This is a genomic window from Dokdonella fugitiva (genome assembly GCF_014138265.1).
Classification (GTDB): Bacteria; Pseudomonadota; Gammaproteobacteria; order Xanthomonadales; family Rhodanobacteraceae; genus Dokdonella_A; species Dokdonella_A fugitiva_A.
On sequence record NZ_JACGXL010000008.1, the window covers coordinates 14,445 to 30,127 of the forward strand.

Here is a 15,683-nt window from a genome sequence, read left to right on the forward strand (position 1 = left end):
TTGATCAAGAGCTTTGTAGCTATGGCACTATTTTCCGTAGGTGCATTCATATGGTTTGAGCGTAGTCAAGAGAATTCATATCGAAAAACCCTAGATGCGCTCGAAGCGTCGATCGACTACACGTTTGAAGTGCGTGACACATGGAAGATTGGTTCATACGTTGATCGATCGGCCATTTGGGGAGTGACCGGAGGCGGCAGGCTGCTCTCAAAAATTTCTGGCAGACGTAACTTTTCCACTGCTGACGAGCACGACCTGAAATTCTTTGAGCAACTCATTGCTTCTGCTAAGGGAACTGACATATCTCTTTCCGGATATACGCTCTATCGCGCCGAGGTTCCTTTGGGGCCAGGAACTATTTGCGCTGCATTATCGTGCAGTATCTATATTGCGGTGCGACCGGACCGCGATATGGGGTATGTAGGAATTCTCAAAATATGAAATGGAGCGACTAACGGGGGAAAATCAAAGGGGACGGAGTGGACCACCCCTGATTTTTCGGACACCAGAAAGCGAGGACAATCCTCGCACGGAGGTGTTCGATGGAGAAGCGTCAGCGATTCACCGCGGAGTTCAAGCGCGAAGCGGTTCGGCTGCTGCGGACGTCTGGCAAGCCGGCGGCCGTCGTGGCGCGAGAGCTGGGCATTCCACGTAACCGAAGAATCAAAGGGGACGGAGTAATTATCCGTTTGAATCGAAAGCGGGTGGTTGAGGGGCTTCCTCTGAAAGTTTGATCCTGGCGACCGGATGACGTCGAGGCACTCATCGGTCATCCCGCAGCGGTGCTATTCGCGCATCAACCCGCGCCCTCGAAGCCATCGACAAAGATCGCATCGCCGCCGCCCTGCAACGCGAACAACCACAGCGGCGCACCCTGCGCGGGCGAGGTCGCCCACGTGACGTGATACGTACCTGCGCTGGCCACTTCGCGCACGGCGACCGCGCATTGCACGGCGCTGTTGGGCGGCAGGTCGACGAAATTCTCGATGAGCGTGAAGCCATCGCCGGGTATAGCGGAGTGGTGCAAGCCGGTGGCGTCGCCCCACCAGAACGCCACCAGCGTCGCGGGACCGGTGGTGGTCACGTCGCCGCTGCGCAGCGACGTCGATGCCTCGGGATAGGTGACGGCCACGTCCTGCAACAAGCCCGCGTCGCGCACTTCGATGAACGGCACGGTGATCTCACCGGCGGGCACGCCGTTCTTCACGACGGACACGCGGTGCGCCGCGCCGCCCGCGGCATGCAGCACGAGATACGCGGTGACGTCGAACTGGCCGTTGTAGCCGCGGTAGAACACCGGATCGCCAAGGCGAACCCACGCGTTGCCGTGCGTGTCGGTCGGCGGCTGGTCGTTGTCGGTGTAGCCGGCGCTGAATGCGATCAGCGTGCTGCCGGTGGCCGCCGTGGTGATCGCTGCGGTCGTCGCGACCGGCGGACCGTTGCCGTCCTCGTGCGCGAGCAGCGTGTGCGAGCCGAGGGTGCTGGCATGGCAGGGTGAGGCGCTCACGGCGATGGCGAACGCGACGAGTGTGCCGCCTGCGCGCGCGGCGGGACGATGGGTGATGGGCATGCGGCGTCTCGACCGGGAAACGGCGGCATTGTCGACCGGTCGGGAATCAGGCGCCGTGTCGCTCTTCGCAACGGCGGATTGCGGACGACCTGCCGGAACGGCGCGGTTCGTCGAGCGCGTCGTAGTCTCGATGGGTTCGCGAAAGAAGATCTCGCCGCCGGCAGGCGGCTGCGGCCCCGTACGGGCGCCCTCGGCGGCTGAACGGCGCGCCACGTCCGGCACGGACCCGCTGCATCGTCGTGGCCCCGGCAAACGCTACAATGCGCGTTCATGCGCAAGGCTGCCGCGCTGGCGGTGCGTCAGGATAAGCGGGGCGGTATCCGTGCAGGGGGCTTGATGGCAATTCGTGGAAGGGCGGCGCTGCTGGGCAGTGTCGTGTTGTGCCTGTGCGGCCCGGCGATCGCCGGGATCGCCTATGACGCCGTGCGGGTCGAGGCGCCGTATCGCGGCTATCCGGCGAACGTGTACGGGTTCGTACCCGTCCCCGGCGCGACGGACGTCGCTGCCTCGATGCTGCTCGCCGGCCAGGCGACCGCGATGGGCACGAGCTGGTACAGCACGCTCGGATACCTGGGCGGCGCGCTGGGACCGACGGCCGAGGTCGCGCCACCGCTCATGGGCGACGTCCCCGTGGGAGGCGTGGATGTGGCAGCGACGCCGGAGCCGATCGTCGTCGTTGCCGGTACGCGTCCCGATGACGACCGGCTCGCGCTGCGGGTGTTCGCGGGCAATCCGCTTGCACCGCGGTCGTCGCGCTGGCTCACGCCGGACGACCAGGTGATGGCGGTCGCGCTCACGCGCGTCGCCAGTGCCGACGATGTCGACGTCGCGGTGGGCGGATCCGCGGGCGTGGGCTTGTTCCGCGGCCAGGCGACGTCGCCGGCGTGGCGTTACGACGGCTCCGCGTATGCGCTCGCCCACCTGCCGGCGGCGGGCGCCCAGCCCGACCGCCTCGTCGTCGGCGGCTACGGTCAGGTCGACATCCGCGCGACATCGGACGGCCACGTGCTGTGGTCGTGGACGGACGCGGGGGCGCGCAAGGTGCTCGTCGGCAACATCGCCGGGTCCGCCGCGCCGGAGTTCGTCGTGCTTGGTTCGGACTACAGCGTCATCGCATTCAATGCGGACGTGCCGGCACTGCGCTGGCGCAAGCTCGACGTGTCGGCGAGCGACATCGCGCTCGGCGATCGCAATGGCGACGGCGTGATGGAAGTGCTCGTCGCCACCATCGACGGGCACACCTTCTGGCTCGACGGCAGTGGCGCGCAGGTCGGCGCGAGCGTGGCGTTGCAACACTCGGACCCGCGCGTGGCGGTGGCGAAAGTCGATGCGGCGCGCGCGCGCGCGCTCGTGCTCGGCTCGTCCTACGACGGGGGCGGCATCGACGTGCGCTCGCTCGACCTCACCACGTCGGTGTCCACGGTGGACGCGCAGGGCGGTCCGTTCGACCGCCTCCTGATCGGCGACACCGACGGCGATGGCCATGACGAACTCGTTTCGCTCGCGGACATACCGTTCGGCTACCCGACCAATGTCGGATACAGCGGCCGTGTCTCGATCCGCGACCTCGACACGCACGCATTGCGCTGGCGTTCCGCGATCCCGGCCGGACTCGGGCCGACCGGCAGCGATCCGCTGGTCGACGTCGCGATCGGGCACGTGCAGCCGGGGGCCGGGCGCCAGCTCGTCGTGCTCGGCCGCGACGCGGCGGGCGGCTCCTACGATTCCGTGCTCGAGATCGTCGACGGCGCCACCCATGCGTTGCTGCGGCGTGCCTTGGTGCCGTTGGCCGGTCGCATCGCGACGCACGTGCGGCTCACCGACCTCGACGGTGACGGCATCGACGAGATCGTGCTCGTGAGCGAGCCCGGTAGCGGTGTCCTCAACGGCACGCGCGTGCACGTGCTGCGCGCCGACACGCTCGCAAGCCTGTGGACCTCGCCCGTGCTCACGCCGGCGTGGGGGGCCAGCGCCGCGTTCCTGCGGCCCGTGGCAGGGGGGCCACCGCATTTGATGTTCGCGGTGCCGCAGGCGGGGCTGTGGTCGATCGACCTCGCCAACCACCTCGTCGACTACAGCGTGCCGGTCTCCGGGAAGTCGATCGCCCTGCTGCCGAACGGGCGCATCGCGGTCCTCGATTTCGGCACGCCGACCCTCGTCGTGCTCGATGCGACCGATGGCACCGAGCTCGATCGCCTGTCGATGCCGGATGCGGCGTACTCCGCGATTGCCGCGCTGCCCGGCGACGCCGATCGCGTCGCCGTGGCCGTCGGCGATCACCTGCAGACGTGGAACCTCGCCGAGCACCAGCCCGAGGGGCCGTCGCCGGTGGTGGGGCCTGACCTGGCGGCGCGCGGCACGCTGCTCGCGCACGCCGGAGCGAACGGCACGACGCTCTACGCCGGCAACAGCATCGGCATCTGGGCGTTCCCGACGCGACCGTACGCATCGCTCATCTTCGCCGACGGATTCGAACCATGAGGACGGCACGCGTGATACGTGGGATCGTCGGCGCGCTGCTCGTCGCGGCATTCGGCCATGCCCACGCGCAGTACGCGCTTCGCGCCGATGGCGCGCAGGTGCCGGGCATGGTGTATCCGGGCGTGCCCGGTATCGTCGTGGCCGACTTCGACGGCGACGGTCGCGACGACACGGCGATCGCGGGTCTGCAGATCCCGACGTCCTATCCGGACGACCAGCAGCCGCAGTCGGGCCTCGTCGCGATCGTCGGTTACGACGCGGCGCACGCGAACTATCGCGTGTCGCAATGGCTGGCGGGCGACCAGGCGCGCCTGGTCGGCATCGCGAGCGACCACGCGGCGCACCCCGGGCTCGTGCTCGTGTCCTTCGACGGCGTGATCGAGCACTACGCGGGTTGGCCGCTCGTGCCTGTCGCGCGCATCGCCACCGGCCGCCCCGCGCAGTCGATGCGCGTCGGCGACGTCGACGCCGATGGCCACCTCGACGTGGTCATCGCGGACGCGACCGCGGGCGTCGCGGCGTACTCGCTCGACGACGGTACGCTCGTGCGCACCTACGCCGGGCGCGCTTCGTCGTCGATCGAACTCGTGCAGCTCGATGCGGACCCTGCGCTCGAGATCGTGCTGGCGGGCACGCCCGGCTTCGTCGTCGATGGCGCGACCAACGCGATGGACTGGCAGGACGCGGGCGGGTTCGCGCCGTTGCTCGCGGCCGGCCGCATCGTGGACGCAGCGCACGACGGCTTCATCGCCGCGCGCGAAGCGGGCTACTTCTCCGGGTATCGCGGCACGCCGTACTCGCCGATCTGGTCGGTCAAGGTCGCACGCACCGACGGCGTGGATGTCGCCGATATCGATGGCGACGGCATCGACGAAATCCTCTACTCGGGCGACGGCGGGTTCCGCGTCTACGACGCGCGGACGCAGGCCGTGCGCGAGTCGTACTACGACCTGCCCCTGGTGCACGCGGGCGCCGCGCGCATGAAGGGAGGCACGGCGCGCCAGTACGTGTCCGGCGCGCGCCTCAACGACGCCGGTGGCGACACCGTGCAGGTCCGCGCGGCCGGTGGTGACATCGAGTACACGTTGCATGCCGAGAACGCACCGTTCCGCGCGACGGCGACCGCGGACGTATCCGGCGACGGCGTCGCCGACGCCGTCTGGATATCGGCCTACAGCAATGCGCGCTACCAGGGCGGCCGCTTGCACGTGTACGACCCGGCGACGGGCGTCGAGCGCTGGAGTGGCCTGCTGTCGGCCGACGGTACGCCGCTCGGCTACATGAGCTTGAGCGCGGTCGCCGTCGGCCCGATGCACGCCGCGGCGCCCGCGGACATCGCCGTCGCCGCGGTCACCAATAGCTATCAGATGATCCTGCATCGGCTCGACGGCGCGACGCACCTCGTCACGGCGTCGAACGCGACGACGGGGTTCACGTCGATCGAGCACCTCGTCGCGATGCCCGCGCAGCGTCTGCTCGCGGCGACGAGCACGACCGACGGCGTGCGTCTGGCGCTGTTCGACGGCACCGACCTGCATCGCATCGCGCTGTCGGTCATCGATGCCTCGCTCGGTACGACGGCGCTCGACGTGCAGACCGCGCCCGGGATCGGCGCGGGCGTCGTGCTGTTCGCGACCGGCGCCGCGGTGGTCGCGTTCGACACGGTGACGATGACGGTCGCATGGTCGCAGCCGCTCAACGCGGTGTCGGCGGCCGTCGTGCAGCGCGCGGGCGGTGCGCTCGTCGTGGTCGCGCTCGACCGCGACGGCGGCCTGCACATGTTCGGCACGGATGGCGAGCCGCTCGACGCGTTCGCACTCGGCAACGGCGAGGCCGGCGCCGTGCGCGCGGTGCCCGGCGACCCGGGCAAGGCCATCGCGTGCGTGGACCGTCGCCTCGTGCTCGCCGACATCGACGGCTACGCGGCCGTCGCCGAATCGGCGCCGATCGGCGCTCTCGCCTGCGATCGCGGCGGATTGTTCGTCGACGCCCCGCGCGGTGGCGTCGTGCACGTGCGGGCGAGCAGCCTCGGCGGCGTGTTCGACTTGGACGTCGCCGGTCCGCGGATCTTCACCGACGGCTTCGAAGCGAGCACGCCGTAGCGCGATACGGGAGTGTGCCGGACCGCCAGGCCGTCACGTCGCGTGCGTGGCGGCCCACAGCGTGGCGACGAACTGCACCGGCCGGTAGATGTAGAGGTTCACCGCGATCATCGCCGCGATCAGCGCGGCGCCCGACACGATCGCGCGCGGCCAGCCGGTGCGATACGCGCGCCGCAGCATGAGCACCGCGTACAGCGCGTAGAGGATGCGCGCGGCCCAGTCGAGCGCGGACATCGGCACGGTGGCGTCGAACCATGGCGAATGCCGCCGCAGCACGCCGTCGACGTGCACGAGCGCGCTCACCATGATCAGCGAGAACGCGAAGTAGTGCAGCGTGACGACGAAGTGCTCGGCGTAGTAATAGCGCCGGTCCACGAAGAGCAGCGCGAGCGCGAGCGCGACGAACGGCAGGTGTAGGATCACCAGCGCCTTGCTCACGTCGTCGGCGCGCGCGTCGTAGCGTTCACGCAACTTGCGGTAGCCGTCGCCGTGGCCGTCGGGATCGAGTTCGGCCGCCTTGCGATCCACCCACGCGGCCGTGAACGGGCTGTGCACCTGGCCGCTCCACGTGTAGCCACGCGTGTCCGTACCCGGCTCGGCCGCTGCCGCGGCGATGCGGCCGGGCACCTGCTTGTCGAACTGCATCGCGTAGTCGCCGTGCAGCGGCGAGAGGAAATAGAGCACGTTGACCGCGAAGAACAACGCTACCGGCGCGACCCAGCGCGCGCGCCGGCCTTCGTTGTAGTCGAGCGAGAGCCGCCCCGGGCGGAACAGCAGCGCGACGAGCGAGCGCCAGATGCGGCCGTCGAGATCGAACAGGCTGTGCATGAACTCGCCGAACAGGTGGCCGAAGCGACGATCCTCCGGCTCCAGGCGCTTCTGGCCGCAATTGCGGCAATAGCGGCTGTCGACGGGGGTGCGGCAGTTGACGCAAGGTTCGGTCATGCGGTCGGTCGGACGACGCCGGGCGAGGCGTGCATGCTAGCGCAGCGGGCGTCGGGTGACGGTGCGACGACCGATGGCGACGAGTCGTCTCACCCGAAGACCGACAAGCCTGAGGGGTCCATGCTGGCAGCATCGTTCGTACTTGCCGTGGCCGTCAGCCAGGTCGATCTCTCGTCGGTGCTCGACGAGAAGCCACCCTGTCGCGGCGCTCCGCTCGGGGATGATCAGGTATGGGACATCGCGCGCGGCGTGCTGGGTGATGCGTTCATGCATCCTCGCGGCATGCCGCCGCGTCCCTGGCCGGTCCGTGCGCTCGGTTGCGTCTACGATTTCGAGTATGTCGCGCTCTCGCACGAACGTACGTGGTTCGGATTCGACGCCATCGACGGCACGGGATGGCTCGTCGTTACACGCGACGGCAGCGTGTACACGAACGAAATGGAGGCGGAGGCAAGTGGTTGGTATGCGTCCCCGGCGCCTTGGCTCCAGGTCACCGCACCTTGACCGACCGACGGGGTCGAATCATCTTTATTCGGGAATGGACTTGAAGCGGGTACGGGTCGGACGCCTTCTCTGGAATCGGAGCGAGCGCGATGTGGCGCATGTTTGTCGCTGTCCTGATCGGTCACTTCTTTTTGCCGGATATGCCCTAACGGAGGTTGTTCCGCATGGAGTGCATTCGGCGAATGAATCCGTTCTCCGGTGGATAGCTTACTTCCCGTTCGGCTTCCTTTGGCCGAGTACGCTGCTATTCGTGCTGCTCAACGGGTTGGCTATCTCGTTGGCCATTTCCGGGTCTCTCGCGATTCTTTTCCGACAGACTGGAAGTCGGAGCCAAGGCAGCACATAGCGAACGGCGGTATGCGACCGCATCTTCGTCATCCGTCCGGAGCGGAGCGTTGCGTACATCGCACCTCGATGCTTCCGCCTTCGTGCTTGTTGCCCTCAACCACCGAACCACGCCGGCACCTGCGCCAGCGCGCGCATCGCCCGGCTCCGCTGCGGCCCTTCGCGATCGAGGCCGAAGAAGTGCACCGCGTTCGCGCGGAACAGCGCGTCGAACGGCAGCAGGTCGTGGCCGGTGCCGGTCACGGCGCTGGCGATCTGCGCGGGGAACTGCTCCCAGTCGCGTTCCTGCGCGAGCATGAGCCAGTCGCTGCCGTACATGAGGCGCTCGCCGATCGCCGGGTAGGCGGCCTTCGCGGCTTCGATCCGCGCGCGCAGTTCCGCACACGCGTCGCTGCCGGCGATGCCGCAGGTGCGCGCGTTGGACCAGTAGGCGAGGTCGCCGTAGATCGGCGCCTGCGGGTAGCGGGCCATGAGGCCGGCGAAGCGCGCGGGCCAGTCCCCGTCCCCGTTCGCGTCGCCGCCGAAATGGCTGAGGCTCACGCTCGGTGCGGGCTTGCCCTCGTAGCGCGCTTCCAGCGCGGTCCAGCCGACCGTGCCGCCGAACGCGTCGGAGGCGTCGTCGCGGCCCATGCTGTGGTTGGAATGCGCCATCACCGGCACCTCGTTCGCGACGCACCAGTCGAACAGCGTGGCGAGCCGGCGATCGAGTTCGCGCAGGTCGGGACGCGGCAGTGGCGTCTCGACCGGATGGTCGGCATTGCCGTAGGGGAAGAAGCCGGTCGGCGGATACAGCTTGACGCCGACGAAGCCGTACGAGCCGATCGCTTCCTTGACGAGGGCGAGCGACTCGCCGTCGCGCTTGATGTCGGTCCACGGGTTGTAGCCGATCAGCGGCAGCATGTAACCGCCGGAGAGGTACGACAGCAGCGAGTGCAGCTTCATCTGGTCGCTGCGCGAAGAGTACGGCGCGCAGTCGAGCCAGTAGTCGAAGTCGACGAGCGCGCCGAACGCGGCGTCGATGCCGTAGCTGCCGGCGTCGGTCGAGTACGCGCGCGCGTAGGTGCGCAGGTTCATCCAGCGGTCCTGCAGCATGTACGACGCGAAGCGCAGCACGCCGTCCGCCTCGTCCGAGGTCGCTGCGCGCGGTGACGTCGCGCCGAACGGCTGCACGCCGGTCGTGAGCGCCATCGACTGGCGGATGCGCTCGGGCGTGAGTTGCGGCGACACGTCGCGTGCGCCGCGCTTGCGCAGCGCGGAATCCTTCGCGCGCGCGTAGGCCGTGTCGGCGCCCTTGCGGCGCATCGTGTCGTACAGCTCGCGCGCGATGTCGTCGCGGCGCGCTTCGATGCGGCGGTCGAGCGCGGCGCTCGCGTCGCCGGCCGAGTACGGCTGCACGCCGCTCGCCTGCTGGATCAGCTCGGCATATTCCGCCGCGGCGGTCTTGGCGTTGCCGGCGAGCGCGTCGAGCACGGGCGCCATCGCCCGGATGAGCGTGCGCAGCGGTTCGTCGCGCGAGTGCGCGATGCAGTGCTCGACGTAGCCTGCGACATTGACGTCGGATGCGTTGAAGAAATGCGCATGCGCGTCGACCGCATGGCGCGCGCCGTGGTCGCGCACCTCGGGCCGCAGGATCCGGTTCGGCGGCGTGGCGCGCCCGGTGTCGGTGATGAGCGGCGCGGGGAACCTGCGCAGCGCGCAGCAGCCGGTGAAGGCGAGCGGGGCCGCGGCGAAAGCGCCGAGCAGGCGCCGGCGCGTCGGCGAATACGGAATGGACACGATGCGTTCCCCCGTCAGAATGCAGTGGCGACCAGCTGGTACTCCTGGCCCGGAATGCCGGCGACCGAGACATCCCACGCGCCGGCCGCGGGTGCCTGCACCTCGCACGCCGTGACGACGTCGTCGACGTCGCGCGCGCACGCGGCCGTCGCATCGTGCGGGCCGACCTGGAAGTGCACGGTCGAGCCGGTTTCGATCGTGTTCATCGCGACGCGCAGCACGCGCGTTCCCGGCGGCACCGTGAACGCGCGCGCCCAGGTCGCGTTCTGCGCGAAGATGCGCGCGGGTTCGCCGAACGGGAACCGCTGCACGTTGCTCGTCGCGGGTTGCAGCGAAGGCTCGAGCGGCGCGCCGCTCGACGCGGGCATCGCCGCGAGCTGTTCGCGGATCCAGTCCGCGTAGGCGTAGATCTCGGTGTCGACCGGGCGGTCGCCGACCGTGCAGTCCGCGCCGCCGCCCGAGGTGAGCCCGGCGAGCCGCCACGCGCCGTCCTCGACGACGAGCAGCGGGCCGCCGGAGTCGCCGTTGCAGGTGCTGCCGCTCAACGCGGCGCCGCTCCGCGCCTCGAAGGTCCAGCAGATCAGGCCTTGTCCCTGGTACGCCGCGTCGCAGGCGGACGTCGCCACGTTGCCGTAGAACTTCATGCCGGTGCGGCGCACGATCGCCTCGCTGCCGAGGCCGCTGTGGTAACCGAAGCCGACGATCTGCGCGGGCGTGCCCGGCGCCACGGCGGCGCGCGTGTTGAGCGCGAGCGGCACGATGCCGGTCACGTCGTCCTTGAGCGTGAGCAGGGCGATGTCGAAGCGCGGGAAGGCGAAGCTCGGATGCGCGATGGCGGCGACGACGTCGTGCACGCCGCCGTGCTGGAAATAGACGCCCGACAGCGTCGCGCCCTCGGCGTTGACGCAATGCGCGGCCGTGGCGACGACGTTGGGTGCGATGAGCGCGCCGGTGCACTGGATGCTGGTCGTGCCGGACAGGGTGTCGGTGTAGAGGATCGCGGCCGTCGCCGGGTAGTCCACCGTCGCGAAGCCGAGGCCGACGATGAACGGCGCGAGACCGGTCGAGCCGGGGGGGAGTGGGCTGACCGGCAGCGGAATCGCCCCCGGCGTCGCCGCCGACAAGCCGCCCGTCGCCAGCACGATCGCGCTGTCGCGGGGCACGACGATCGCCTGTGCCAGGTCGAGCGCCTGGTCGGCGGGCGCCTGCTGGATCGTCTGTCCCCAGGTGGCGAGGTGGCTGCTGCTGGTCTTGAGCTCGGCCGTCTTGGCGGCCACGGTGTCGATGAACGCCTGCTTCTGCGCACGCGTCACGCGTCCGATGCGCCCATTGACGACGCTGCGGTCGATCGGCCGTTCCAGCAACAACGGGAATGCGGAGCCGCTCGCAGTGGCGCGCACGTCGGTGGACAGTTTCGCGGGCGAGGCGTCCTCGGCGCGGATCCGCAAGGAATCACCACGCCGCGATTCTTCCGACAGCAGGCGCGAGAGGCGATCGACGCGCCGCGCGACTTCCGCCTTGACCTCGGCGTCGTGCGACGCCTCGTCGGCCTGCGCACCGACGGCGGCGATCGCGAGCGAGACACCGACGACGAACCCGAAACGATGGCCGCGATACGTCACGACACGACCTCCTTGGCCCCTGATCGATTCGCGCGACTCGGCGTATGCAGTATCGCCCCGGGTTGGCCGGGCGCGACCGGAGATTGGCGCGCATGCTTGTAGGAAAATCGCGCGTCGGCGGGAAAGGGCGGCGGAGGTGGCAATGTGTGCACGTCGTTGCCATGCTTCGTGACGACATCGGAGCGCAGGACACGCTGGATCCGAGGGCGCGTGCGTCGTTCGCTTGCGCCTTGCTTCGCTGACAGGGTGCCCGCAGCTCCTTCTCACCATGGTCTTACGTCGAGGTATTGGACATGCGCAAGCCCATCTACGGTCTGGTGGTTGCGCTGCTATCCGGAGTCGGCATCGGATCCGCGGGAACGTTCCTGCTGACGTCATCGAAGGTCGAAGACCTCGTGGCGTCGTCGTATGTCAGGAGCGCCAGCGATGCGCGATCCTTCGCCCAGGTCCTGGACGACATCGAATCGCATCGGGAAGCACAGGCGATCGTTCGACTGGAGGGCTATCTCGGCATTGCACTCGCCTCGCTCGGCGACTACGAGACCGTTTTTCCTGAGCCGAGGCGGGAGCCCGTTGGCCTTTGCTTTTCATCAGGGGGGGGCCAGGTAGGATTGGTGAGCACGTGGTCGTACGATCCCAGTCAGGACGCTTCGAGGGGGGTTCTATTGCAATGGACACGAATGTTGCGATGAAAGGCAGGGCACTGCTGCTCTGCATCGGGCTCGCGTCAGGCGTGGTCGTTCTTGCGCCCATGATCGGCTATGCCCGGCTCGGCATGATGCAAGCGGGGAGCGCCTGGGCGACGTCGTCGTCGCTCTCGCTCGCCGATGTGCTGCCGGTAGCACTCGGGACACTACTGTTTCTCGTGTCGCTCGGAGCCGCGAAGTACCGGGCGGCGGTCATCGCATGCGGCGCGTTGATCGGCATTGCGCTGTACGAGACGTGCATCCTGGTCATGTATCCACCGCTGACGGACGGGTCCTTGCACAGCAACGGAACCGTGTATGGGCCGACGCTGGTGCTTCTGGCCTTGGCATCCGTTTCGTTCTGGAAAGTCATGTTCGCACGCCGCAGCGACACGGCGTGACGATGGGTCGCGCATCTCCGTTATTGCCAATGGGATGTGATATGGATATTGGAACTCGATGGAAGGTGGTCGCCAGGCTGGCGCTCGTCGCCGACGGCACGCTTGCGCAACCCGCGCGGGAGATCGCGCTCGCGAGCGGAAAGGCCGCGTCGTATGAGCCCGATCTCGTGGATGCATTGGTCAGGAAGGGAGCCAGCGAGGCCGCCGCGGCGATGGATCGCATCGAATCCGACGGCGGCGCCGTCGAGGGCGTTGAATTCTGTGTCCGGCCGGTATTGCCGGACGGACTGAGACCTTCATTCAACCTGTCCGCGGAAGCGGTGTCCGCGCTGTCGAAGCTGAACGCGTCACTCGATTTCGATCCCTACTGATCGCGCTCAAATGGATGCGGGCCTATCAGTGCAAGGGCCGCCGCACGGCATCGATTGCATCGAGCTTCGCCCCGATCACCTCGAACGCCCGAGCCCCCAGCGCATCGAGCGTGACGCCGTCGCCGAGCATCGGCGCGAGCAGGGTTTCCGTGGGTGCGTCGTAGCCGCGTGCGAGCAGGGCGTGGTAGCGCGTCGCGAACGTCGCGGGGTGCGCTTTCGCTTCGGCATACAGGTTGATCGCGATGACGCCGGCGTAGAGGTAGTTCACGAGGTAGAACGGGTGCTGGTAGTAGAGACGCTTGGTCGCCCACCAGCTCGACGAGGCCTGCAGCACGTCGGCGGGCCAGGGTTCGAACGCACTGCGCACGCCGGTCGTGACGCGGTCGAGATCGGCGGCCGACTGCACGCGTCCGGCGGCGGCTTCGTCGTGGATCGTCTGCTCCAGTGTCGCCTCCTCGGCGGAGCCGAACACCTGGAACACCATGTCGTCGTCGAGCGCGACGAGGTAGCGCTCGCGCTCGGCCGGCGTACGCGCGTGCTGCGCGAGGTGGTCGTAGAGCAGGAACTCGTTGAGCAGCGCGTAGCTCTCCACGAGGCCGTTCGGCCCATGTGCGAGCAATGACGGCGTGCCGGCGTCGTCGGCGATCTGCGCGGCGATCGCGTGGCCGCCTTCGTGCAGCATCACGCGCAAGTCGCCGAGCGCGCCGCCGAACGCGGCGACGTAGAGGCCCGCGGGCGTACCGGGTGCGCTCACCGAGAATCCACCCGCTTCGCGCCGGCCGAGCACGTCGGCGAGATCGAGGCGGTGCGCATCGGCCGACAGCAGCGCGCTGAACGCGCGTACGTAGTCGCGGCCGAGCGGTGCGAGCGCCGCGGGCGCGATCGTGCGCACGTCGGCGAGCGTGAAATGCGGCGGCGTATCCGAGCCGGCGTCGAGATCCCACGGGCGCACGTCGTCGATGCCGGTCGCGGCGCGGATGCGCTGCGCACGCAAGGCGTGGTAGCGGCCGTACAGCGCGAGGTGCGCACGCACGTCGGCGAGCGAGCGTTCGACCGTCACGCGGTCGAGCCCGCGCTCGACGTAGCCCGCGGACGGCGCATCGGCGAATCCGCGCGCCTGCGCGAGCGCCCGGCGCGTGCGGGCGATGCCGAGCAGCAAGGTCGCGTCGACGTCGGCGCGTGCCTGCGTCGCCTGCCAGCGCCGGCGCCACGCAGCTTCGCGCGTGGCGCGGTCGGCGGCTTTCGCGTCGGCGGTATCGTCGGCCTGGCCTTGCAGCGGCAGGCGTTCGACGCGCTGGTGGATCGTCCAGGCGTCCCGCAGCAGCGGTTCGATCGCGGCGTCGGCGAGTTTCGCGGCGTCGGGTGGCAATGCGTGGGCGGCGCGCGCAGCGGCGTCGGTGGCGAGATGGCGATAGCGCGCGAGGCGCGCGTCGCCGGCGGCGGCCGTGTCGAACGCAGCGAGCGGGCGTACGCGCAAGGCGTCGTCGAGGCTGCGCGCGAGCTGGTCGCCGAGCGCGTCGACGCGGTTGCGGGCCTGCGTCGCCGCCGCGTCGTCGAGATCGCGCGCGGCGAGGATGTCGACGTACGCCGACACGCGGCGCGCGCGACGCGCGAGCGCTTCGGCGGCATCGAACACGGCGGCGAACGTCGTCGACGCGTCCGGATGCCAGCCGTCGACATCGCGTTGCAGGGCGTCGAGTTCGGCAAGTGCGGCCTCGCGCGTCGCGAAGTAGCGCGAGAGATCGATCGATGCCCGCGCCGGCATCGCGGGCGCATCGACGGCCGTGGCCGTTGCGGCGACGGGAAGCACGCCGAACGCGACGGCGGCGCGGAGCAGGGCAAGGTGGAACGAAAGGAGATTCATGCGGCGAGCCTCGCACGCGGGCGACCGGTGCGTCTTGAACGCGCCAAGCATCCGCGCTCAGTGCTCGCCGAATGCGCGTCGCCACGCGCCGGGCGCGCGCCCGGTCGCTGCGCGCACGTGGCGCGTGAGATGGCTCTGGTCGGCATAGCCGGCCTCCGCGGCGACCTCGGCGAGATCGAGCCGCGTGTCGACGAGCAGGCACACCGCGCGCGCGACGCGCCGCTGCCGCAGGTAGTCACCGATGCTGCAGCCGTACGCATGGCGGAACGCGCGCGTGAGATGCATCGGATGCACGCCCGCGCCGGCGGCGAGTGCCGCGAGCGAAGGCGATTCCAGCGCGGCGTCGAGCCGGTCGCGCACCGCGCGCAGCCAGGGCGCGCGCGTCGCGTCGGGCTGGCGATGCCGTGCGATGCCGCCGACCAGCTGCCACGCCGCTTCGGCGGCGACGAGCTCGCGCTCCGCGGCGGGTGCGTCGAGTGCGTGGCGCAGGCGCAGCGCGAGCGGCACGAGCGCGGTCGCATCGCAGTCCCATGCATCGTCGAACAGGCGTACGGCCGCGCCGCCGTCATGCAACGCGTCGTCGTCGACCTCGATCGTGAGCAGGCGCGTCGTGCACGCGTCGTGGCGATCCGCGTGCACTTCGCCGGCGGGGTGCGCGATGAGCGTGCCCGCGACCGCGCGTCGCGTGCGCCGGCCGTAGCGTTCCTCGTAGGCGCCCGCGAGGACGAGGCAGAGGCTCGCGCGTTCATGGTCGTGCCGGCCGATGCGCAGCCCGGGCGCGTAGCGGCCGCAGCCGACCACGAGGCCGCTGCCGCGCCAGCCGTGCTCCGGCACGCCGTGCAAGTCACCGGGGCGCTGCGCTGGAACCGTTTCCATCGAGGTCATGGCGCGCATGCTACGCCAGGATGCGCCGCGGCCGCCGCCGGTCGCGGGGTAGATTCCCTCATGCGCGCGCGCGGCGCGGCGTCCGCGCGCGAACCGGGCTATGCTGGTGGCGGACACGACCGGGTGCCGGG

At 69.4% G+C, this 15,683-nt stretch carries 14 protein-coding genes; 8 read left to right on the forward strand and 6 right to left on the reverse strand.

Features of this window, described 5'->3' with window-relative positions:
* The gene (locus tag FHW12_RS19535; protein ID WP_182532749.1) at window positions 1–441 is read left to right on the forward strand and encodes a hypothetical protein; all 441 of its coding nucleotides are present in this window, start codon (window positions 1–3) and stop codon (window positions 439–441) included.
* 101 nt (window positions 442–542) lie between these two features.
* Window positions 543–734 carry a transposase gene (locus FHW12_RS21860; RefSeq protein ID WP_182532750.1) on the forward strand — a complete coding sequence of 64 codons (192 nt, stop codon included), beginning with the start codon at window positions 543–545 and terminating at the stop codon, window positions 732–734.
* Between the two features lie 62 nt (window positions 735–796).
* On the opposite strand, the gene FHW12_RS19545 is transcribed toward FHW12_RS21860, so the two are convergent.
* Entirely contained in the window at window positions 797–1,792 is a 996-nt protein-coding gene (locus FHW12_RS19545; RefSeq protein ID WP_182532751.1) for a hypothetical protein, read from the reverse strand.
* 114 nt (window positions 1,793–1,906) lie between these two features.
* On the opposite strand from FHW12_RS19545, the gene FHW12_RS19550 reads away from it, so the two are divergent.
* Together FHW12_RS19550 and FHW12_RS19555 are read left to right on the forward strand one after the other, a co-directional pair.
* Complete coding sequence (locus FHW12_RS19550; protein ID WP_182532752.1) at window positions 1,907–4,051, forward strand: hypothetical protein; 2,145 nt, start codon at window positions 1,907–1,909, stop codon at window positions 4,049–4,051.
* Window positions 4,048–6,153: a hypothetical protein gene (locus tag FHW12_RS19555; RefSeq protein WP_182532753.1), complete on the forward strand. Its 2,106-nt coding sequence runs from the start codon at window positions 4,048–4,050 to the stop codon at window positions 6,151–6,153. Before FHW12_RS19550 ends, FHW12_RS19555 begins: the two co-directional genes overlap by 4 nt.
* 33 nt (window positions 6,154–6,186) lie before the next feature.
* Here the strand turns inward: FHW12_RS19555 and FHW12_RS19560 are convergent, their stop codons facing one another.
* On the reverse strand, window positions 6,187–7,098 hold the full coding sequence (locus FHW12_RS19560; RefSeq protein ID WP_182532754.1) for a DUF3667 domain-containing protein: 912 nt from the start codon (window positions 7,096–7,098) through the stop codon (window positions 6,187–6,189).
* A 33-nt stretch (window positions 7,099–7,131) separates the two neighbouring features.
* Here FHW12_RS19560 and FHW12_RS19565 point away from each other — a divergent pair, with 33 nt between their 5' ends.
* Window positions 7,132–7,602, forward strand: a complete 471-nt coding sequence (locus FHW12_RS19565; RefSeq protein ID WP_182532755.1) for a hypothetical protein — start codon at window positions 7,132–7,134, stop codon at window positions 7,600–7,602.
* A gap of 441 nt (window positions 7,603–8,043) precedes the next feature.
* Here FHW12_RS19565 and FHW12_RS19570 read toward each other — a convergent pair whose 3' ends face one another.
* Both FHW12_RS19570 and FHW12_RS19575 read right to left on the reverse strand, forming a co-directional pair.
* Complete coding sequence (locus FHW12_RS19570) at window positions 8,044–9,723, reverse strand: amidohydrolase family protein (RefSeq protein ID WP_182532756.1); 1,680 nt, start codon at window positions 9,721–9,723, stop codon at window positions 8,044–8,046.
* A 14-nt stretch (window positions 9,724–9,737) separates the two neighbouring features.
* Complete coding sequence (locus FHW12_RS19575) at window positions 9,738–11,345, reverse strand: trypsin-like serine protease (protein WP_182532757.1); 1,608 nt, start codon at window positions 11,343–11,345, stop codon at window positions 9,738–9,740.
* 293 nt (window positions 11,346–11,638) lie between these two features.
* Here FHW12_RS19575 and FHW12_RS19580 point away from each other — a divergent pair, with 293 nt between their 5' ends.
* From FHW12_RS19580 to FHW12_RS19590, 3 genes are all read left to right on the forward strand, one after another.
* Window positions 11,639–12,037: a hypothetical protein gene (locus FHW12_RS19580; protein WP_182532758.1), complete on the forward strand. Its 399-nt coding sequence runs from the start codon at window positions 11,639–11,641 to the stop codon at window positions 12,035–12,037.
* Entirely contained in the window at window positions 12,016–12,432 is a 417-nt protein-coding gene (locus FHW12_RS19585; RefSeq protein ID WP_182532759.1) for a hypothetical protein, read from the forward strand. Before FHW12_RS19580 ends, FHW12_RS19585 begins: the two co-directional genes overlap by 22 nt.
* Before the next feature lie 65 nt (window positions 12,433–12,497).
* On the forward strand, window positions 12,498–12,803 hold the full coding sequence (locus FHW12_RS19590; protein ID WP_182532760.1) for a hypothetical protein: 306 nt from the start codon (window positions 12,498–12,500) through the stop codon (window positions 12,801–12,803).
* Between the two features lie 25 nt (window positions 12,804–12,828).
* On the opposite strand, the gene FHW12_RS19595 is transcribed toward FHW12_RS19590, so the two are convergent.
* On the reverse strand, window positions 12,829–14,667 hold the full coding sequence (locus FHW12_RS19595; protein WP_182532761.1) for a M3 family metallopeptidase: 1,839 nt from the start codon (window positions 14,665–14,667) through the stop codon (window positions 12,829–12,831).
* Between the two features lie 57 nt (window positions 14,668–14,724).
* Window positions 14,725–15,552, reverse strand: a complete 828-nt coding sequence (locus FHW12_RS19600; protein ID WP_182532762.1) for a helix-turn-helix domain-containing protein — start codon at window positions 15,550–15,552, stop codon at window positions 14,725–14,727.
* Between the last annotated feature and the right edge of the window lie 131 nt (window positions 15,553–15,683).

What these genes read in the sequence shown, in the direction of transcription:
- FHW12_RS21860 (WP_182532750.1), top strand. Translation starts at nt 543, where the DNA reads ATGGAGAAGCGTCAGCGATTCACCGCGGAGTTCAAGCGCGAAGCGGTT.
- FHW12_RS19550 (WP_182532752.1), top strand. Translation starts at nt 1,907, where the DNA reads ATGGCAATTCGTGGAAGGGCGGCGCTGCTGGGCAGTGTCGTGTTGTGC.
- FHW12_RS19555 (WP_182532753.1), top strand. Translation starts at nt 4,048, where the DNA reads ATGAGGACGGCACGCGTGATACGTGGGATCGTCGGCGCGCTGCTCGTC.
- FHW12_RS19560 (WP_182532754.1), bottom strand. Translation starts at nt 7,098, where the DNA reads ATGACCGAACCTTGCGTCAACTGCCGCACCCCCGTCGACAGCCGCTAT.
- FHW12_RS19565 (WP_182532755.1), top strand. Translation starts at nt 7,132, where the DNA reads ATGCTAGCGCAGCGGGCGTCGGGTGACGGTGCGACGACCGATGGCGAC.
- FHW12_RS19580 (WP_182532758.1), top strand. Translation starts at nt 11,639, where the DNA reads ATGCGCAAGCCCATCTACGGTCTGGTGGTTGCGCTGCTATCCGGAGTC.
- FHW12_RS19585 (WP_182532759.1), top strand. Translation starts at nt 12,016, where the DNA reads ATGGACACGAATGTTGCGATGAAAGGCAGGGCACTGCTGCTCTGCATC.
- FHW12_RS19595 (WP_182532761.1), bottom strand. Translation starts at nt 14,667, where the DNA reads ATGAATCTCCTTTCGTTCCACCTTGCCCTGCTCCGCGCCGCCGTCGCG.
- FHW12_RS19600 (WP_182532762.1), bottom strand. Translation starts at nt 15,552, where the DNA reads ATGACCTCGATGGAAACGGTTCCAGCGCAGCGCCCCGGTGACTTGCAC.